This window comes from Pseudomonas azotoformans (genome assembly GCF_001579805.1).
Classification (GTDB): domain Bacteria; phylum Pseudomonadota; class Gammaproteobacteria; order Pseudomonadales; family Pseudomonadaceae; genus Aquipseudomonas; species Aquipseudomonas azotoformans_A.
Genome location: NZ_CP014546.1, coordinates 3,458,033 through 3,477,371, shown reverse-complemented (window position 1 = coordinate 3,477,371; position 19,339 = coordinate 3,458,033). Strand labels below are relative to the sequence as shown.

The window sequence follows — 19,339 nt, the reverse complement described above, 5'->3', positions numbered from 1 at the left end:
GATAGTTCGGGTACCAACCCGAATGCCCCTGCTTGTCTCATTTCTTCAAAATAAGAGCCGCGGCTTTGTAAGTCGCTGCTCAAGTTAAAACTACGGCGCCGGTTGAAGCCTGCGCCGTAGCATTTACGGGCACAACGGTCCTGCTTTTACTACAACGTCAGTTACACGCCGCTCTGCAGCAGCATGTTACGGATGTGACCAATGGCCTTAGTCGGGTTCAGGCCTTTGGGACATACGTTGACGCAGTTCATGATCCCGCGGCAGCGGAATACGCTGAACGGGTCATCCAGCGAAGCCAGACGCTCGGACGTCTTGGTATCACGGCTGTCTGCCAGGAAGCGGTACGCTTGCAGCAGGGCAGCTGGACCCAGGAACTTGTCCGGGTTCCACCAGAAGGACGGGCAAGAGGTCGAGCAGCAAGCGCACAGGATGCACTCGTACAGACCGTCGAGCTTCTCGCGCTCTTCCGGGGACTGCAGACGCTCGATGGCCGGAGCCGGCGTGTCGTTCTGCAGGAACGGCTTAACTTTCTCGTATTGCTTGTAGAAGATGCTCATATCGACGACCAGGTCACGGATAACCGGCAAACCTGGCAGAGGACGAACGATCAGCTTGTTGCCTTTGACCACGGCGGACAGCGGCGTGATGCACGCCAGGCCGTTTTTGCCGTTGATGTTCATGCCGTCGGAACCGCACACACCTTCACGGCAAGAGCGACGATAGGAGAAACCTTCGTCCTGCTCTTTGATCAGTGCCAATACATCCAGCACCATCAGGTCTTTACCACCGGTATCGACCTGGAATTCCTGCATGAACGGCGCAGCGTCCTGATCAGGGTTGTAGCGATAAACACTGACTTTCAACATGGCAGCCACCCTTAGTAAGTCCGAATCTTCGGTTCAAACGTCGGAACCGTCTTCGGCGAGAAGTTCACGGCACGCTTGGTTACGCGCTTGTCACCCGGGAAGTACAGGGTGTGGCACAACCAGTTTTCGTCGTCGCGGTCTTCAAAGTCTTCACGGGCGTGGGCACCACGGGATTCTTTACGAACCTCGGCAGCGATTGCGGTCGCTTCGGCCACTTCCAGCAGGTTTTGCAGTTCAAGGGCTTCGATACGAGCGGTGTTGAACGCCTGGCTCTTATCGTTGATCTTGACGTTGGCGATACGCTTGCGCAGATCAGCCAGCTGGGCGATGCCCTTCTGCATGTATTCGCCGGTACGGAACACACCGAAGTAGTTCTGCATGCAGCTTTGCAGCTCGCGACGCAGAGTAGCCACGTCTTCGCCGTCGGTGCGCTCGTTCAGAGCGTTCAGGCGAGCCAGGGCAGCTTCGATGTTGGCGTCGGTGGCGTCATCGTATTCGATGCCGTCGGTCAGCGCTTTTTCCAGGTGCAGGCCAGCAGCACGGCCGAATACCACCAGGTCGAGCAGCGAGTTGCCGCCCAGGCGGTTGGCACCGTGTACCGATACGCAAGCCACTTCGCCTACGGCGAACAGACCGTGGATGATTTCGTCCTGGCCTTCGGCGTTCTGGGTGATCGCCTGGCCGTGGATGTTGGTCGGCACGCCGCCCATCATATAGTGGCAAGTCGGAACAACCGGCACCGGAGCAACCACCGGGTCAACGTGAGCAAAGGTCTTGGACAGCTCGCAGATACCTGGCAGACGGCTGTGCAGCACTTCTTCGCCCAGGTGATCGAGCTTGAGCAGTACGTGGTCGCCATTCGGGCCACAGCCGTTGCCGGCGATGATCTCTTTAACCATCGAACGGGCCACAACGTCACGACCGGCAAGGTCTTTCGCGTTCGGAGCATAACGCTCCATGAAACGCTCGCCGTGCTTGTTGATCAGGTAACCACCTTCACCACGGCAACCTTCTGTAACCAGTACACCAGCGCCGGCAATACCGGTCGGGTGGAACTGCCACATTTCGATGTCTTGTACCGGTACGCCAGCACGCAGTGCCATGCCGACGCCGTCACCGGTGTTGATCAGGGCATTGGTGGTAGAAGCGTAGATACGGCCTGCACCGCCCGTCGCCAGCACGGTAGCCTTGGCGCGGATGTAGGTGGTTTCACCGGTTTCGATGCAGATAGCGATTACACCGACAAATTCGCCCTGGGCGTTTTTCACCAGGTCGACAGCGTAGTACTCGTTCAGGAACGTGGTACCGGCTTTCAGGTTGCCCTGATAAAGGGTGTGCAACAGCGCGTGACCGGTACGGTCGGAAGCGGCGCAGGTACGGGCAGCCTGCCCGCCTTTACCGTAATCCTTCGACTGACCGCCGAATGGACGCTGGTAGATGCGGCCTTGCTCGGTACGGGAGAACGGCAGACCCATGTGATCCAGCTCGAACACCGCGGCCGGGCCTTCCTGACACATGTATTCGATAGCGTCCTGGTCACCGATATAGTCGGAACCCTTGACGGTATCGTACATGTGCCAGCGCCAGTCATCGTTCGGATCGGCAGAAGCGATGGCGCAGGTGATGCCACCCTGGGCCGACACGGTATGGGAACGGGTCGGGAACACTTTGGTGATCACGGCAGTCTTGTGACCGCCCTGGGCCAGCTGCAGCGCAGCGCGCATGCCAGCACCGCCGCCACCAATGATGATGGCGTCGAATGAAATAGTTGGAATGTTAGCCATGAATCAGATACCCCAAAGAATCTGCACACCCCAGACGAAGTAAGCGAACATCGCGACGCCGCAGACTGCCTGGAAGAGAAAACGTACTGCAGTCGCGGACTTGCCCAGCGCCATCGGCGTCAGGTAGTCGGTCGCGATGGTCCACATGCCGACCCAGGCGTGTGCGCCCAGGGCTACAAGGGCCAGCAGACTGAAGATTCGCATCGCATTGTGGGAAAACAGGCCATGCCATTGCTCATAGCTGATGCCTGGATTTGCGACGAGGTATCCGATCAGGAAAATGAAATAAGCCGCGAGAACGACCGCAGACACACGTTGTGCCATCCAGTCATAGAGGCCCGAACGCGAAAGGTTCGTAACGCTGGTTACCATATCCAAACTCCTGCCAGAACGATCAGCACCACGGAAATGGCGATGATGATTTTCGAGCCCAGGCGGCCGCCTTCCAGCGTCTCACCGATACCCGCATCCATGATCAAGTGGCGCACACCGGCTACCAGGTGATACAGCAGAGCGGACAGGAGGCCCCATGCTACGAACTTGGCCAGCGGGCTGGTCAAGCATGCCTTCACCTCGGCGTAACCTTCCTCGGAACCCAGGGATTTGCTCAATGCATAAAGCATGATGCCCAAGCCCAGGAACAGGATGATGCCGGAAACACGGTGCAGGAACGACGTAACGCCGGTGATGGGGAGTTTGATGGTCCTTAGGTCTAGGTTTACAGGTCGTTGGCTATTCACGGCTTTTTTTCACACTGAAGAGCCCCTAACAATCAGGGCAAAGTTGTTGGGGAGTGCACTGGTCAGGTAAGCACCACCCAGGGAGTGCGACCCCCAATGAAAGCAAGCCCAAAAGCCCTTGGCGGTCGGTGGCCGAGTATAGACAGTTAGGTTACTAATGACAACGCGCTCACCTCACCCTAATAGCGGATTGCGCTGACGGGATAAAAGGCGTAAATGGCAGTCAATTTCGAGGAAAAAGTACGGTTAAAGCCTTCTGGTGCAAGACTTTAGGCAAATTGACATCTGGATTTATATCAATATAGTGGTGCGGGCCCTGCGTGGGGGTCTGTCTGATGATTTGAAGCATAAATAGGAGGCCACATGGCTGACAAAAAAGCGCAGTTGATCATCGAGGGCGCAGCCCCCGTCGAGCTGCCCATTTTAACCGGCACCGTTGGTCCCGATGTTATCGACGTACGGGGCCTGACGGCCACGGGCCGTTTCACATTCGACCCAGGCTTCATGTCGACCGCCTCTTGCGAGTCGAAGATCACCTATATCGACGGTGATAATGGCATTTTGCTGCATCGCGGCTACCCGATCGAGCAGCTTGCTGAACAGTCGGACTATCTGGAAACCTGCTACCTGCTGCTAAATGGCGAATTGCCAACAGCCGAGCAGAAAGCCCAGTTCGTCAGCACCGTGAAGAACCACACCATGGTTCACGAGCAGCTGAAGACCTTTTTCAACGGCTTCCGTCGCGACGCCCACCCGATGGCCGTCATGTGCGGTGTGGTCGGCGCCCTGTCGGCCTTCTATCACGACTCCCTCGACATCAATAACCCGCAGCATCGCGAAATTTCCGCGATCCGCCTGGTTGCAAAGATGCCGACCCTGGCCGCAATGGTTTACAAGTACTCCATGGGCCAGCCCATGATGTACCCGCGCAACGACCTGACGTACGCGGAAAACTTCCTGCACATGATGTTCAACACCCCGTGCGAGATCAAACCGATCAGCCCGGTGCTCGCTGCCGCGATGGACAAGATCTTCATCCTCCACGCCGACCACGAGCAGAACGCATCGACCTCTACAGTGCGCCTGGCGGGTTCTTCGGGTGCCAACCCGTTCGCCTGTATCGCCGCCGGTATCGCCGCACTGTGGGGCCCTGCCCACGGCGGTGCGAACGAAGCCGTATTGACCATGCTCGATGAAATCGGCGATGTGTCCAACATCGACAAGTTCATCGCCAAGGCCAAGGACAAGAACGATCCGTTCAAGTTGATGGGCTTCGGTCACCGGGTCTACAAGAACCGCGACCCGCGCGCCACCGTGATGAAAAAGACCTGCGACGAAGTGTTGAAGGAACTGGGCATCAAGAACGATCCGCAACTCGAACTGGCCATGCGCCTGGAAGAGATCGCCCTGACCGACCCGTATTTCATCGAACGCTCGCTGTACCCGAACGTCGACTTCTACTCGGGGATCATCCTCAAGGCGATCGGCATTCCAACCAGCATGTTCACCGTGATCTTCGCCCTGGCGCGGACCGTGGGCTGGATCTCCCACTGGAAAGAAATGCTCTCCAGCCCGTACAAGATTGGCCGCCCGCGCCAGCTGTACACCGGCTACGAGTCGCGTGACATCACCAAGCTGGAAGATCGCAAGTAAGCCTCGCTTAGTTGCACTGAAAACGGCCTCCCTTAGTGGAGGCCGTTTTTATTTGTGCAGGATTTGAGAAACAGTTTTGTCAGATCAATCTCTAATTTATAGACAAAAAAATACCCCGGCCTTTCGACCGGGGTATTTTCCTATCCAGCTATTACCTTAGTGAGACACCGCCCCACTCGATCCCAGACCAGTCTGCGAACGCACAAACTGTGGGAAGTACAGCGCACGCTCTTTCTCTGCCGCCGCCGACTTGTCGGTGATGGAGAAGAACCAGATGCCGACGAACGCAATGATCATCGAGAACAGCGCCGGGTACTCATAAGGGAAGATGGCTTTTTCATGGTGCAGGATCGACACCCAGATGGTCGGGCCCAGCACCATCAGGCCAACGGCACTGATCAAGCCCAGCCAGCCGCCAATCATCGCGCCACGGGTGGTGAGGTTTTTCCAGTACATGGAAAGCAGCAGCACCGGGAAGTTACAGCTGGCGGCAATGGAGAACGCCAGGCCAACCATGAACGCAATGTTCTGGCTTTCGAACAGGATACCCAGGCCGATAGCCAGCACGCCCAAGGCGACAGTGGTGATCTTCGAGACGCGAATCTCATCCTTGTCGTTGGCCTTGCCTTTCTTGATCACGCTGGCGTACAGGTCATGGGACACCGCCGACGCACCGGCCAGGGTCAAGCCGGCAACCACCGCAAGGATGGTGGCGAAGGCCACGGCCGAGATGAAGCCCAGGAAAATACTGCCACCCACCGCGTTGGCCAGGTGCACCGCCGCCATGTTGTTACCGCCCAGCAAGGCGCCTGCGGCATCCTTGAACGCCGGGTTGGTGCTGACCAGCAGAATCGCGCCAAAGCCGATGATAAAGGTCAGGATGTAGAAGTAACCAATGAAACCGGTGGCGTAGAACACGCTCTTGCGGGCTTCTTTCGCGTCGCTGACGGTGAAGAAGCGCATCAGGATGTGTGGCAGGCCAGCGGTACCGAACATCAGCGCAAGCCCGAGGGAGAAGGCTGAAATCGGGTCTTTCACCAAGCCGCCGGGGCTCATGATCGCCTCACCTTTAGGGTGAACCTTGATCGCCTCGGAGAACAGGGCATTGAAGTCGAAGTTGACGTGCTTCATCACCATCAGTGCCATGAACGAGGCACCGGACAGCAACAGCACCGCCTTGATGATCTGTACCCAGGTGGTCGCCAGCATGCCGCCGAACAGGACATACATCACCATCAAGATGCCGACCAGGATCACCGCAACGTGATAGTCCAGGCCAAACAGCAGCTGAATCAGCTTGCCCGCACCCACCATCTGCGCGATCAGGTAGAACGCCACCACCACCAGCGAACCACAGGCCGAGAGGCTGCGGATCTGAGTCTGGCCCAGGCGATAGGACGCCACGTCGGCAAAGGTGTACTTGCCCAGGTTACGCAGGCGCTCGGCGATCAGGAACAGAATGATCGGCCAGCCCACCAGGAAGCCGATCGAGTAGATCAGGCCGTCATAACCGGAGGTGTAGACCAGCGCGGAAATCCCCAGGAAGGACGCCGCCGACATGTAGTCACCGGCAATCGCCAGGCCGTTCTGGAAACCGGTGATCTTGCCGCCGGCCGCATAGTAGTCGGCCGCCGATTTGTTACGCTTGGAAGCCCAGTAGGTGATGCACAGGGTGGCGCCGACAAACGCGACAAACATCACGATGGCCGAAACGTTCAGGGGTTGCTTGTGCACTTCGCCGGTCAATGCGTCCGCAGCCCAAAGGGCCGGAGCAAAGAACGAAGCGCCGAGTAGTGTCAGTAGACGACCGATCATTGCGCAGCCTCCTTGAGAATCGCATTGTTCAGGTCGTCAAACTCGCCATTGGCCCGGCGCACGTAGATGCCGGTCAGGATGAAGGCAGACACAATCAGCCCGACGCCCAGGGGAATGCCCCAGGTAATCGACGAACCGGGGCTGAGCTTGGCCCCCAGTACTTGTGGCCCGTAGGCGATCAACAGGATGAAAGCGGAGTAAAGCCCTAGCATGATCGCCGAGAGAATCCAGGCGAACCTTTCCCTTTTTCTCACCAGCTCCTTGAAACGCGGGCTGTTTTGAATCGAGAGGTAAATGCTGTCGTTCATTGTTTTTATCCTCGCAGCACAGCTTTTTTATTATTGGAACGTATCCACTGTATGCGGCTGCCGTAGAGGTTCCAGACGACCTTAGTATTAGAACGACATCGGGGTTGCCGCCAGTTTTGCAGTGATTGAATTGACAGCCTCTGACCCAGAAACGACAAAGCCCGCCTGGCGAAAACGCCAGGCGGGCTTGCAAGGTACTATTTAGACGCTTCGGGGGTTATTTACCGGTCCACTCGGCGACACGCTCAGGGTGCTTGGCGACCCAATCCTTGGCGGCGGCATCAGGCTTGGCGCCTTCTTGAATCGCCAGCATGACTTCGCCGATTTCGTCCTTGGAGGCCCACTGGAATTTCTTCAGGAAGGCTGCGACTTCCGGCGCTTTCTTCTCCAGGCCCTTGCTGCCGATGCTGTTGACGGTTTCAGCAGCACCATAAATCCCTTTTGGATCGTCCAGGAAACGCAGTTTCCACTTGGCGAACATCCAGTGTGGCACCCAACCGGTGACCGCAATGGATTCCTGTTTGTCTTCGGCACGGGTCAACTCGGCGATCATCGCCGCGCCCGAACTGGCTTGCAGCTTGTAATCGAGGCCGTATTGCTTGATGGCTTCGTCGGTCTTGAGCATCACGCCAGAACCTGCGTCGATGCCGACGATCTTGTTCTTGAAGGTGGTGTCGGTCTTGAGGTCTTCGATGGACTTGGCTTTGACATATTCCGGCACGATCAGGCCGATCTTCGCATCCTTGAAGTTGGGGCCGTAGTCGACCACCTTGTCCTTGTTCTTGGCCCAGTATTCACCGTGGGTGACCGGCAGCCAGGCGGAGAGCATGGCGTCAAGCTTGCCGGTGGCCACGCCCTGCCACATGATCCCGGTGGCAACGGCTTGCAGTTTCACGTCATAACCGAGCTTGGCCTTGATCACTTCTGCCGCCACGTGGGTGGTGGCCACGCTGTCGGACCAGCCGTCCACATAGCCGATGCTCAGGGTCTTGCTGTCGGCGCTGGCCAGTGTGGAGCTCATCGCAACTACCAGAGTGGCAGCTGCGCCCAAGAGTCGTCGCATCTTCATAGTACTTCCCCGAAAGTGCTGCGCCCGGCGGATGCCGAGCGACGTCAACCTGTTGTTATGTGGTGCACCGCGCCCCCTTCACGCGCATCGATCCGGTTGCAGTGACATCAGTGGAGTGCTGACACTTCGATCATCAACCTGCCGGGGCCTTCGACCTGCTCTGTCAGCGACCTCATACAAGCAGGAAACGACATCACATAGCCAGTAGGACGCTTTGTAGGACTTGACGTCAAAATCCCGCCCGAACTTTGCATGTCAAAATTATGCAGCCCCACTGGGACGGGGCAAATCCGGGTAAGATGCGCGCCTTTGCTCCTACAGTTAAGCCGACCATGCCCGCGACTGCCCGCTTCCCCGCCCTGCCCTATTTTTTCGCCTTGATCCTCGGCCTGCTGGCCCTGATCGGTTACTGGTATGGCCTCGGCCGGCCGGTGGTATTGCCCGACGTCGCCAGTGCCACGCACAAGATGCAGTGCGCGTCCTATACCCCTTTCGATAAAGACCAATCGCCGTTCGACCAGCCATTCACGCTGCGTCCGGAGCGCATGGACGCTGACCTCGCCCTGCTGGCGACCCGCTTCGAGTGCATCCGCACCTATTCCATGACCGGCCTGGAAGCTTTGCCGGACATGGCGCGCAAGCACGGGCTGAAAGTGATGGCCGGCGCCTGGGTCAGCAGTGACCCGGTCGCAACCCAAAAGGAAATCGACGAACTGATCGCCTCGGCCAACGCCCATCCGGACGTGGTGACCTCAGTGATCGTCGGCAACGAAGCGCTGCTGCGCAAGGAAGTCACCGCCGCACAGCTGGTGAAGCTGATCCAGACCGTCAAAAGCCAGATCAAGCAACCGGTGACCTACGCGGACGTGTGGGAGTTCTGGCTGCAACACCCGGAAATCGCCCCGGCCGTGGATTTCCTCACCATCCACTTGTTGCCGTACTGGGAAGATGACCCGTCCGGCATCGACCAGGCCCTCAAGCACGTGGGCGATGTGCGCCAGACCTTCGGCAACAAGTTTGCCCCCAAGGACATCCTGATCGGTGAAACCGGCTGGCCAAGCGAAGGCCGCCAGCGTGAAACCGCCGTGCCGAGCCGGGTCAATGAAGCGAAATTCATGCGTGGTTTTGTCGCCATGGCCGAGGCCAATGGCTGGCACTACAACCTGATCGAAGCCTTTGACCAGCCGTGGAAACGTGCGAGCGAAGGCGCCGTGGGCGGTTACTGGGGCCTGTTCGATGCGGATCGCCAGGACAAGGGCATCCTCGCCGGGCCGGTGACCAATGTGCCGTACTGGCCGCTGTGGCTGGCCGTCGGCGGGATGATCTTGCTGGGCACCCTGGCATTGGGGGGTCGCGTACGCAGCACGCGTGCCGCGCTTGCCCTGCCGTTGTTGGGCGCCGTTGCAGCCTGCTCCATTGGCACCTGGGCCGAGCTGACCCGCGTGACGGCACGTTTCAATGATGAATGGGTGTGGGCAGGTTTGCTGCTGGTGTTGAACCTGCTGGTGCTGGCCCATGCGGCCTTGGCCTTGAACGCGCAGGAAGGTTGGCGTGAGCGGGCGTTCAACTGGCTGGAGCAACGCGCAGGCTGGTTGGTGGCGATCGCTGGGTTCGCGGGCGCGGTGATGATGCTGGCGTTGGTGTTCGACCCGCGCTATCGCAGCTTCCCGAGCGCGGCGCTGGTGTTGCCGGCGTTGGTTTACCTGGTGCGTCCAGTGACAGGACCGCGCCGGGAGATTGCGCTGCTGGCCTTTATCATCGGTGCGGGTATTGCGCCGCAGTTGTACCGTGAAGGCCTGTTGAATCAGCAGGCGTGGGGTTGGGCGGTGGTTAGCCTGCTGATGGTTGTGGCTTTGTGGCGGTGCTTGCGGGTGCGTAAGGCTTAAACCTAACCTGTGGCGAGGGAGCTTGCTCCCGCTGGGCTGCGCAGCGGCCCCAAAATCTTGGGAGCGCTTCGCACTCCAGCGGGAGCAAGCTCCCTCGCCACACATAGCTAATCAGACGCCGCGAGGCTTCCTGACCAACCGCAACCCCGCAATCACCACCGCAAACACCGCAAACGTGGTGTTGTACAACGCCAGCGCCGGCAACCCGAACACCATCCCCAGCACGGCCAACCCCCACCCCGCGCGACCCGGCACGAAAAACCCCAGCACCGACGTGATCAACGCCGCCCAGCCCAGCACCTTGAAGTGGATCATCAACCCCAGGTTCGAGCGTAACTGGCATTCCCAGCGGCTGGCCTCATCCGCGCAGATGCCCACCCACTGGCCATCTTCCATAAAGCCATAGCGCGCGCCATAACTGGCGGCCAGCCACAGCGGCAGGGCAATAAACAGCAGAATCAACGGCAAACGACGGGACATGAGGCACTCCGATAGGCAAAAACGGCGCTCAGCTTAATGCGCCAGTGGGCGTTAGCAAGGTGCATACACACAATTAATGTTTACCTACACGTGTCAAAGTGTATCGTCTGGCTACTATTACCCCGATTCCGACGTTATTTTCCGACATTTCGTGCCGCGTGATGGCACTTCGGCGATAGGACGGCGGTCATAGCCTGCGAACTTCATCAAGCACGTTTCCTCCTAGGGATTAAGTCATGCTCCGTTCCTTGCGCTGTGCTGCCCTGCTGGGCAGCCTTTTTCTGAGTGCGTCAGCACTGGCCGTCGACATTGACCAAGCCAGCTATGGCTACCCTTTGACCAACCCGTTTGAAGCCACCATCGCCACCACCCCGCCTGACCTTCGGCCCAAATTGCCAAGCGATGACGAGATCAACCAGTCCGATTACACCCTGAACATGCGCCCCGAGCGCGAATTCAGCCTGCCGGACAACTTCTGGGCGGTGAAGAAACTCACCTACCGCATCGCCAAGCAAGATCGTGCCGCGCCGCTGATCTTCCTGATCGCGGGCACCGGTGCGCGCTTCGACAGCAGCATCAACGAATACCTGAAAAAGCTGTACTACCAGGCCGGCTACCACGTGGTGCAACTGTCGTCGCCCACCAGCTTCGACTTCATCAGCGCCGCCTCGCGCTTCGCCACGCCGGGGATCACCCAGGAAGACGCCGAAGACATGTACCGCGTGATGCAAGCCGTGCGCGCGCAGAACGCTTCGTTGCCGGTGACCGACTTCTACCTCACCGGCTACAGCCTCGGCGCCTTGGATGCGGCGTTCGTCAGCAAGCTCGACGAGACGCGCCGCAGCTTCAACTTCAAGAAAGTCTTGCTGCTGAACCCGCCAGTCAACCTCTACACCTCGATCACCAACCTCGACAAGCTGGTGCAGACCGAGGTGAAAGGCATCAACAACACCACCACCTTCTATGAGTTGGTGCTGAACAAACTGACCCGCTACTTCCAGCAAAAGGGCTATATCGACCTGAACGACGCCCTGCTCTACGACTTCCAGCAATCCAAGCAGCACCTGACCAACGAACAGATGGCCATGCTGATCGGCACTTCGTTCCGTTTCTCGGCAGCTGACATCGCCTTCACCTCGGACCTGATCAACCGCCGCGGCTTGATCATCCCGCCGAAGTACCCGATCACCGAAAGCACCAGCCTGACGCCGTTCCTCAAGCGTGCGCTGCAGTGCGACTTCGACTGCTACCTCACCGAGCAGGTTATCCCGATGTGGCGCGCCCGCTCCGACGGCGGCAGCCTGTTGCAACTGGTCGACCAGGTCAGCTTGTACGCCCTCAAGGACTACCTGCACGCCAGCCCGAAAATCGCCGTGATGCACAACGCCGACGACGTGATCCTCGGCCCTGGCGACCTCGGCTTCCTGCGTAAAACCTTCGGCGATCGCTTGACCGTCTACCCGCTGGGCGGCCACTGCGGCAACCTCAATTACCGCGTCAACGCCGACGCCATGCTGGAGTTCTTCCGTGGCTAAATATCTTCTGCTGCTTGCCGCCTTGATGTGCGCAGGCGTGGCCAATGCCGACAACAGCAAGGCCCATGAACCCGTCAAGGTCGACTCCGATGGATTCAAGGAACCGCTGACCAAGCTCAAGTTCAACCCGGGCCTGGACCAGCGCGAGTTCGAGCGGTCGTCGCTCACCGCGCTCAACGTGTATGACCCACTTGAGTCGTGGAACCGTCGCGTGTACCACTTCAACTACCGCTTCGACCAATGGGTGTTCCTGCCGGTGGTCGACGGCTACCGTTACGTCACCCCGAGTTTCCTGCGCACCGGCGTGAGCAACTTCTTCAACAACCTGGGCGATGTGCCCAACCTGTTGAACAGCCTGCTGCAACTCAAGGGCCATCGTTCCCTGGAAACCACTGGCCGCCTGCTGGTCAACACCACTATCGGCATCGCCGGCCTGTGGGACCCGGCAACCGCCATGGGCCCTGCCGCGCCAGAGCGAAGACTTTGGCCAGACCCTGGGCTTCTACGGCGTGCCCGGCGGCGCGTACCTGGTGCTGCCGATCTTCGGCCCATCGAACCTGCGCGACACCACCGGCCTGATCGTCGACTACGGTGCCGAGACCCAGATCAACTTCCTCAACGTCGCCGAAGTCAGCTCCAACCACCCGGAAATCTGGGCGTTGCGTGCGGTGGACAAGCGCTACCAGACCAGCTTCCGCTATGGTCAGATGAACTCGCCATTTGAGTACGAAAAGGTGCGCTACATCTACACGGAATCGCGCAAGTTGCAGATCGCCGAGTAAACGCCCACAAAAAAGGCCATTCGATTGAATGGCCTTTTTTATTGCCGCTGTCCCGTCCTGAATAAGGTTTACGCCTTCTGACCTATCTTCAGGAGGAGTCAATGGATTCGGGCAAAAGGCGGAGCCAGCGTGACTACACGCTAGCCTTTAAATTATCGGTCGTAGACCAGGTCGAAAAGGGCGAGTTGAGTTATAAAGAGGCTCAACGGCGCTACGGCATTCAGGGCCGGTCCACAGTACTGGTCTGGCTACGCAAGCACGGCCGGCAGGACTGGAGCCAAGGCGCGTCAATTCGAGAGCCGAGGAGCAGGTCCATGACCGAGCCAACCCTCCCGCTGACCCCCGAGCAGCGGATCAAAGAGCTCGAAGAACAGCTGGCGCTAAGCAATCAGAAAGCGCAATTCTTCGAAGCCGTCGTGAATGTTCTGAAAAATGACTACGGTGTTTCCGTCGTAAAAAAGCGACCCGGCAAGTCCTCTCGCAAGGGCAAATCCAAGGCCTGAGCATCACGAGGGCTTGCCTGTTTATGAGCATTTCGCGCCAAGCGTATTACCAACGCAATCGGGTTTTCGACGAGAGGGCTCGTCAAGATCAAGAGGTCATGGACTTTGTTCTTGAAAAGCGCCGCCGTCAGCCACGGATAGGCACGCGCAAGCTGCATTACCTGATGAGCGTTGAAGTTGGTGCATCAGTTCGGGTCGGCAGAGACCGCCTGTTTAGCATCCTGCGCAACGCTCGAGAACTGGTTGTACGCAAACGGGCATACCACAAAACGACGGACAGCCATCACCGTTTTCGCCGACACCCTAACCTGCTCAAAGCAGGTCATGAGCAGATAGTGGCCAATAGGCCAGAGCAGGTCTGGGTTGCAGACATCACCTACCTGCCGACACAGGAAAGCGTGGCTTATGTGAGCCTGGTGACAGACGCCTACTCGCGCAAGATCGTAGGCCATCATGTGCATGAGAGCTTGCATACCGAGTCGGTAATCAAGGCGATGGAAAAGGCAGTTGGTGAGCGCCGAAGCACGCTGCCACTGATCCATCACTCAGACCGTGGAGCCCAATACTGCTCTGAGCTTTATCAACGCTTGCACGCTAGTCATGGCGTCAGGTGCTCAATGACCGACGGCTATGACTGCTACCAGAATGCTCTGGCGGAGAGGATAAACGGCATTTTGAAGACCGAGTTCCTGCTGTATCGCCCTAAAAATCTGGCGGACGCAGTGAAAATGGTGGATGAGTCGGTGCTGATCTACAACGGGGAACGGCCACACCTGTCCCTGAAATACAAAACGCCCGATGCGGTGCATCGGGCGTTTTGAGACTGAAACAGGTGTAAACCTATTTCAGGACTAGACACGCGCGATCAGGCCTTCGCGGTCTTCCAGAGCTTGCCCACCCCGCTGACCAGCGCCAGCACCGCGGCCCCGGCAATGATCCCCGCCACACCATTGAGCAGCACCGGCACCAACCAGGCCAACGCGCCTGCGCTCTGGCTCACGGTCTCGATCCAGTGATGCACCACCGGCACGCCATGGGTGAGAATCCCGCCGCCCACCAGGAACATCGCCGCGGTCCCGATCACCGAAAGGCTTTTCATCATGTACGGCGCCGCCCGCAGGATGGCGCCGCCGATGCTGCGCGCCGCCTGGCCAGGCTTCTGGGTGAGCCACAGGCCCAGGTCATCCAGCTTGACGATACCGGCCACCAAGCCATACACGCCCACGGTCATGACAATCGCGATGCCGGAGAGCACGATCACCTGCTGCATCAAGGGCGCATCGGCCACGGTGCCGAGGGTGATGGCGATGATTTCGGCGGAGAGGATGAAGTCGGTACGGATAGCGCCTTTGATCTTGTCCTTTTCGAAGGCCACCAGGTCGGTTGCCGGGTCCGCAACCGCTTCGACCAACTGCGCATGTTGCGCCTGGTCTTCGTCTTTGTTGTGCAGGAATTTATGCGCCAGCTTCTCGAACCCTTCGAAACACAGGTAGGCACCGCCGAGCATCAACAACGGCGTCACCGCCCAGGGCGCAAACGCACTGATCAACAAGGCGGCCGGCACCAGGATCAACTTGTTGACGAACGACCCCTTGGCCACCGCCCACACCACGGGAATTTCCCGCTCCGCACGCACACCGGAAACCTGCTGGGCATTGAGCGCCAGGTCATCACCCAGCACGCCGGCGGTCTTCTTTGCCGCCATTTTGGTCATCAGGGCAACGTCATCGAGTACCGCGGCGATATCGTCGATCAACACCAACAAGCTGCTTCCTGCCATGAATCGGGCTTCCGTAAGAGTGGGATGGCGCGAGCATAGCGCGGCGCAAGGCCCTGCGGGCAGATTGTTGAGGCTCGCGGATGGCCGGTGCTACCATGCGCAACCGCCAGTCTTGGCAAGGAAACTCCAGGTTTATGAGCACCATTCGCGAGCGCAACAAAGAAAAGATCCTGCGGGCGGCCAGCGAGGAGTTTGCCGACAAGGGCTTCGCCGCGACCAAAACCAGCGACATCGCCGCCAAGGCGGGGCTGCCCAAGCCCAACGTCTATTACTACTTCAAGTCCAAGGACAACCTCTACCGCGAGGTGCTCGAAAGCATTATCGAGCCGATCCTGGCGGCTTCCACGCCGTTCAATCCGGATGGCGAACCCTCGGTGGTACTGAGCAACTACGTTCGCTCGAAAATCCGCATCTCCCGCGACCTGCCGTTTGCGTCCAAAGTCTTCGCCAGCGAAATCATGCACGGCGCCCCGCACCTTAGCGCGGACCAGGTCGAACAGCTCAACGCCCAGGCCAAGCACAATATCGCCTGCATCCAGAACTGGGTAGATCGCGGCCTGATCGCGCCGATTGACCCCAACCACTTGATGTTCAGTATCTGGGCGGCTACGCAGACCTATGCGGATTTTGACTGGCAGATCTCGGCGGTGACCGGGAAGGCCAAGTTGGATGAGGCGGATTATGAAGCGGCGGCGCAGACCATTATTCGGTTGGTGCTCAAAGGCTGCGAGCCGGATAAGTAACCTGTGGTGAGGGAGCTTGCTGTGGCGAGGGAGCTTGCTCCCGCTGGGCTGCGAAGCGGGCCCAAAAGCCGGCTCCAACTGCGCTGTCGAACGGGAGCAAGCTCCCTCGCCACAAGCGCTCTATCAGGTCAAGCCGACACCCCCGCATCCGCCATCAACCCCACCCCCTCGATCGCCGTAATCGCACACTGCTCATCAATATCCGACGTATCCCCGCTGATGCCGATCGCCCCCAGCACCACGCCCTCCTGACTCCGAATCAATACCCCACCCGGCGCAGGCACCACGCTGCCCTGCCCCAAACTGTTCAACGCCGCGATAAACGCCGGTCGCTGCTGCGCGTCCAGCGCCAGCAGGCGTGAACCCTTGCCCAGGGCGATCGCGCCCCAAGCCTTGCCGATGGCGATTTGCGGGCGCAGCAGGCTGGCACCGTCTTCCCGCTGCAGGGTGATCAAGTGGCCGCCGCTGTCGAGCACGGCGATGGTCAGCGGTGCAGCAGAAATGGTGCGCCCTGCACTGAGGGCCTGGCTGGCCAGTTGGGTGGCGAGTTTCAAGGTTAAAGCGCTCATGCTGCCGTCCTTCTTTTGTTATTGGGAAAGCGATGGAGGTCTGAATGATCAGATGCTCGATCAAACAAATAGAACACAATGACTTTTAATTTTGTATACAATATTTTCGCACAAAGGCTCCATACGTCGAAAAAAGCGGTTCCGACGAACGCAAAGGCCAGTTTATAAAATGCATTGACCTACGCCGCTCGCCATGAATACACTTTGACCAGACACCACTTGTATACAATTACAAAACGCAAGAGGCACCAATATCATGAGCAAAATGAGAGCAATCGAAGCCGCTGTCCTGGTGATGCGTCGCGAAGGTGTGGACACCGCCTTCGGTATCCCAGGCGCCGCAATCAACCCGCTGTATTCGGCCTTGCAGAAAGTGGGTGGCATCGATCACGTCCTTGCTCGCCACGTTGAAGGCGCCTCCCACATGGCCGAGGGCTACACCCGCACCAAGGCCGGCAATATCGGCGTGTGCATCGGCACCTCGGGCCCGGCGGGCACTGACATGGTCACCGGCCTGTACAGCGCCTCGGCCGACTCGATCCCGATCCTGTGCATCACCGGTCAAGCGCCCCGCGCCCGGATGCACAAGGAAGACTTCCAGGCCGTGGACATCACCAGCATCGTCAAGCCGGTGACCAAGTGGGCGACCACCGTCCTGGAACCGGGCCAAGTGCCGTACGCCTTCCAGAAAGCCTTTTACGAAATGCGCTCCGGCCGCCCTGGCCCGGTACTGATCGACCTGCCGTTCGACGTGCAGATGGCCGAGATCGAATTCGACATCGACGCCTACCAGCCGCTGCCCCTGGCCAAGCCCCTGGCCACCCGCGTGCAGGTGGAAAAAGCCCTGGCGCTGCTGGACCAGGCCGAACGCCCACTGTTGGTGAGCGGCGGCGGCGTGATCAATGCCGACGCCAGCGAGTTGCTGGTGGAATTTGCTGAACTGACTGGCATTCCGGTGATCCCGACCCTGATGGGCTGGGGCACCATTCCGGACGATCACCCACAGATGGTCGGCATGGTCGGTCTGCAGACGTCCCACCGTTATGGCAACGCGACGATGCTCAAGTCGGACGTGGTGCTGGGCATCGGTAACCGTTGGGCCAACCGCCACACCGGTTCGGTCGAGGTGTACACCGAAGGCCGCAAATTCATCCACGTCGACATCGAGCCGACCCAGATTGGCCGCGTCTTCACCCCGGACCTGGGTATCGTGTCCGACGCCGGTTCAGCCCTGACCATGTTCATTGAAGTGGCCCGCGAGTGGAAAGCCGCCGGCAAGCTCAAGGACCGCAGCGCCTGGCTCAATGACTGCCAGCAACGCAAAGCCACCCTGCACCGTAAGACTCACTTCGACAACGTGCCGGTCAAGCCACAGCGCGTGTATGAAGAAATGAACCAGGTGTTCGGCAAAGACACCTGCTACGTCAGCACCATCGGCCTGTCGCAGATTGCCGGCGCGCAGTTCCTGCACGTGTACAAGCCACGCCACTGGATCAACTGCGGCCAGGCTGGCCCCATTGGGTTGGACCATCCCCGCCGCCCTCGGCGTGGTCAAGGCGGACCCGAGCCGCAAAGTGGTGGCGCTGTCCGGCGACTACGACTTCCAGTTCATGATCGAAGAATTGGCGGTGGGCGCACAGTTCAAGCTGCCGTACATCCACGTGGTGGTGAACAACTCCTACCTCGGCCTGATCCGCCAGGCCCAGCGCGGGTTTGAAATGGACTACTGCGTGCAGCTGTCCTTCGACAACCTCAATGCGCCGGAACTCAATGGCTATGGCGTAGACCACGTGGCCGTCGCCGAAGGCCTGGGTTGCAAGGCCCTGCGCGTATTCGAGCCAAGCCAGATCTCGCCGGCCCTGCGCCGCGCCGAGGAAATGATCGAAGAATTCAAGGTGCCGGTGATCGTTGAGATTATTCTGGAGCGCGTGACCAATATTTCCATGGGCACCGAGATCAACGCCGTCAACGAATTCGAAGATCTGGCACTGGTCGGCAACGATGCGCCGACCGCCATTTCCCTACTCGATTAAGGAGAACCTTATGCCGCGTTTCGCCGCCAACCTGTCCATGCTGTTTACCGAACAGGACTTTCTTGCCCGTTTCAAAGCGGCCGCCGACGCCGGCTTCCAAGGCGTCGAGTACCTGTTCCCCTATGAATTCAGCTCTGCCGAAATCAAGGCGCAACTCGACGCCAACGGCTTGACCCAGGTGCTGTTCAACCTGCCGGCCGGTGACTGGGCCAAGGGCGAACGCGGCCTGGCCTGCCACCCGGACCGGGTCGAGGAATTCCGTGCCGGGGTCAAGCTGGCCATCGCCTACGCCCAAGTGTTGGGCAATACCCAGATCAACTGCCTGGCGGGCATCCGGCCACAAGGCGTTGACGACGAAACCCTGGAAAAAACCTTCGTCGCCAATCTCAAGTACGCCGCTGAAAAACTGCAAGCCGTGGGCATCAAGCTGGTCATGGAAGCGATCAACACCCGCGACATCCCAGGCTTCTACCTGAACAACACGGCGCAAGCCCTGTCGATTCGCGAACAGGTCGGCAGCGCCAACCTGTTCTTGCAGTACGACATCTATCACATGCAAATCATGGAAGGCGACCTGGCCCGCACCATGGCCGCGCACCTGGGTGAGATCAACCACATCCAGTTGGCGGACAACCCTGGGCGCAACGAGCCGGGCACCGGTGAGATCAACTACCGCTTCCTGTTCGAACATTTGGACCGCATCGGCTACACGGGTTGGGTCGGCTGTGAGTACAAGCCGTTGACCACCACCGAAGCGGGTTTGGGTTGGTTGAAGACCCACAACGCCATCTAA

16 protein-coding genes and 2 pseudogenes are annotated in these 19,339 nt (G+C 59.1%); 8 read left to right on the top strand and 10 right to left on the bottom strand.

Features of this window, described 5'->3' with window-relative positions; all coding sequences use genetic code 11:
• Nucleotides 1–161: 161 nt before the first annotated feature.
• Genes AYR47_RS16250 through sdhC form a run of 4 tightly spaced genes read right to left on the bottom strand, consistent with a single transcriptional unit; the run spans nucleotide 162 to nucleotide 3,390 of the window.
• Nucleotides 162–866: a succinate dehydrogenase iron-sulfur subunit gene (locus AYR47_RS16250; protein ID WP_003172807.1), complete on the bottom strand. Its 705-nt coding sequence runs from the start codon at nucleotides 864–866 to the stop codon at nucleotides 162–164.
• A gap of 11 nt (nucleotides 867–877) precedes the next feature.
• Complete coding sequence (gene sdhA, locus AYR47_RS16245) at nucleotides 878–2,650, bottom strand: succinate dehydrogenase flavoprotein subunit (RefSeq protein ID WP_016979563.1); 1,773 nt, start codon at nucleotides 2,648–2,650, stop codon at nucleotides 878–880.
• Nucleotides 2,651–2,653: 3 nt separating this feature from the next.
• Nucleotides 2,654–3,022, bottom strand: coding sequence for a succinate dehydrogenase, hydrophobic membrane anchor protein (gene sdhD / locus AYR47_RS16240; RefSeq protein WP_016974690.1), 369 nt, complete (start codon nucleotides 3,020–3,022; stop codon nucleotides 2,654–2,656).
• Nucleotides 3,016–3,390 (bottom strand): succinate dehydrogenase, cytochrome b556 subunit, encoded by a 375-nt coding sequence (gene sdhC / locus AYR47_RS16235; RefSeq protein WP_016979564.1) that lies wholly within the window; start codon nucleotides 3,388–3,390, stop codon nucleotides 3,016–3,018. The genes sdhD and sdhC overlap by 7 nt, the downstream gene beginning before the upstream one ends.
• A gap of 363 nt (nucleotides 3,391–3,753) precedes the next feature.
• Here sdhC and gltA point away from each other — a divergent pair, with 363 nt between their 5' ends.
• Nucleotides 3,754–5,043 carry a citrate synthase gene (gene gltA, locus AYR47_RS16230; protein ID WP_003210575.1) on the top strand — a complete coding sequence of 430 codons (1,290 nt, stop codon included), beginning with the start codon at nucleotides 3,754–3,756 and terminating at the stop codon, nucleotides 5,041–5,043.
• Nucleotides 5,044–5,199: 156 nt separating this feature from the next.
• Here gltA and AYR47_RS16225 read toward each other — a convergent pair whose 3' ends face one another.
• The 3 genes from AYR47_RS16225 to AYR47_RS16215 form a co-directional block, all read right to left on the bottom strand.
• Nucleotides 5,200–6,858 (bottom strand): cation acetate symporter, encoded by a 1,659-nt coding sequence (locus tag AYR47_RS16225; protein WP_038850336.1) that lies wholly within the window; start codon nucleotides 6,856–6,858, stop codon nucleotides 5,200–5,202.
• Nucleotides 6,855–7,166 carry a DUF485 domain-containing protein gene (locus AYR47_RS16220; RefSeq protein ID WP_016972153.1) on the bottom strand — a complete coding sequence of 104 codons (312 nt, stop codon included), beginning with the start codon at nucleotides 7,164–7,166 and terminating at the stop codon, nucleotides 6,855–6,857. The genes AYR47_RS16225 and AYR47_RS16220 overlap by 4 nt, the downstream gene beginning before the upstream one ends.
• A gap of 217 nt (nucleotides 7,167–7,383) precedes the next feature.
• Entirely contained in the window at nucleotides 7,384–8,235 is an 852-nt protein-coding gene (locus AYR47_RS16215; protein WP_025857941.1) for a glycine betaine ABC transporter substrate-binding protein, read from the bottom strand.
• Between the two features lie 332 nt (nucleotides 8,236–8,567).
• Between AYR47_RS16215 and AYR47_RS16210 the strand changes: the two genes are divergently transcribed.
• A complete protein-coding gene (locus AYR47_RS16210) occupies nucleotides 8,568–10,121 on the top strand; it encodes a glycoside hydrolase family 17 protein (RefSeq protein ID WP_061435905.1) in 1,554 nt (517 codons plus the stop codon).
• 111 nt (nucleotides 10,122–10,232) lie between these two features.
• Here the strand turns inward: AYR47_RS16210 and AYR47_RS16205 are convergent, their stop codons facing one another.
• Entirely contained in the window at nucleotides 10,233–10,601 is a 369-nt protein-coding gene (locus AYR47_RS16205) for a hypothetical protein (protein WP_061435904.1), read from the bottom strand.
• A gap of 236 nt (nucleotides 10,602–10,837) precedes the next feature.
• Here AYR47_RS16205 and AYR47_RS16200 point away from each other — a divergent pair, with 236 nt between their 5' ends.
• The 3 genes and pseudogenes from AYR47_RS16200 to AYR47_RS16185 all read left to right on the top strand — a co-directional run bounded on the left by AYR47_RS16200 (nucleotide 10,838) and on the right by AYR47_RS16185 (nucleotide 14,242).
• Complete coding sequence (locus AYR47_RS16200; protein WP_033897629.1) at nucleotides 10,838–12,136, top strand: serine/threonine protein kinase; 1,299 nt, start codon at nucleotides 10,838–10,840, stop codon at nucleotides 12,134–12,136.
• Nucleotides 12,129–12,918: pseudogene (locus tag AYR47_RS16195) on the top strand (MlaA family lipoprotein). The gene AYR47_RS16200 and the pseudogene AYR47_RS16195 overlap by 8 nt, the downstream one beginning before the upstream one ends.
• A gap of 101 nt (nucleotides 12,919–13,019) precedes the next feature.
• A protein-coding gene (locus AYR47_RS16185) for an IS3 family transposase (RefSeq protein WP_167351249.1) occupies nucleotides 13,020–14,242 on the top strand; the annotation gives its coding sequence in 2 pieces (ribosomal slippage) (nucleotides 13,020–13,371 and nucleotides 13,371–14,242; 1,224 coding nt in all).
• A 44-nt stretch (nucleotides 14,243–14,286) separates the two neighbouring features.
• On the opposite strand, the gene AYR47_RS16180 is transcribed toward AYR47_RS16185, so the two are convergent.
• Nucleotides 14,287–15,201 carry a DUF808 domain-containing protein gene (locus AYR47_RS16180; RefSeq protein WP_033897627.1) on the bottom strand — a complete coding sequence of 305 codons (915 nt, stop codon included), beginning with the start codon at nucleotides 15,199–15,201 and terminating at the stop codon, nucleotides 14,287–14,289.
• Between the two features lie 134 nt (nucleotides 15,202–15,335).
• Between AYR47_RS16180 and AYR47_RS16175 the strand changes: the two genes are divergently transcribed.
• A complete protein-coding gene (locus AYR47_RS16175) occupies nucleotides 15,336–15,944 on the top strand; it encodes a TetR/AcrR family transcriptional regulator (RefSeq protein ID WP_061435902.1) in 609 nt (202 codons plus the stop codon).
• Nucleotides 15,945–16,072: 128 nt separating this feature from the next.
• Here AYR47_RS16175 and AYR47_RS16170 read toward each other — a convergent pair whose 3' ends face one another.
• Nucleotides 16,073–16,513, bottom strand: coding sequence for a GlcG/HbpS family heme-binding protein (locus AYR47_RS16170; RefSeq protein ID WP_033897625.1), 441 nt, complete (start codon nucleotides 16,511–16,513; stop codon nucleotides 16,073–16,075).
• Nucleotides 16,514–16,769: 256 nt separating this feature from the next.
• Between AYR47_RS16170 and gcl the strand changes: the two are divergent.
• Nucleotides 16,770–18,546: pseudogene (gene gcl / locus AYR47_RS16165) on the top strand (glyoxylate carboligase).
• A 10-nt stretch (nucleotides 18,547–18,556) separates the two neighbouring features.
• Nucleotides 18,557–19,339 carry a hydroxypyruvate isomerase gene (gene hyi, locus AYR47_RS16160; protein WP_061435900.1) on the top strand — a complete coding sequence of 261 codons (783 nt, stop codon included), beginning with the start codon at nucleotides 18,557–18,559 and terminating at the stop codon, nucleotides 19,337–19,339.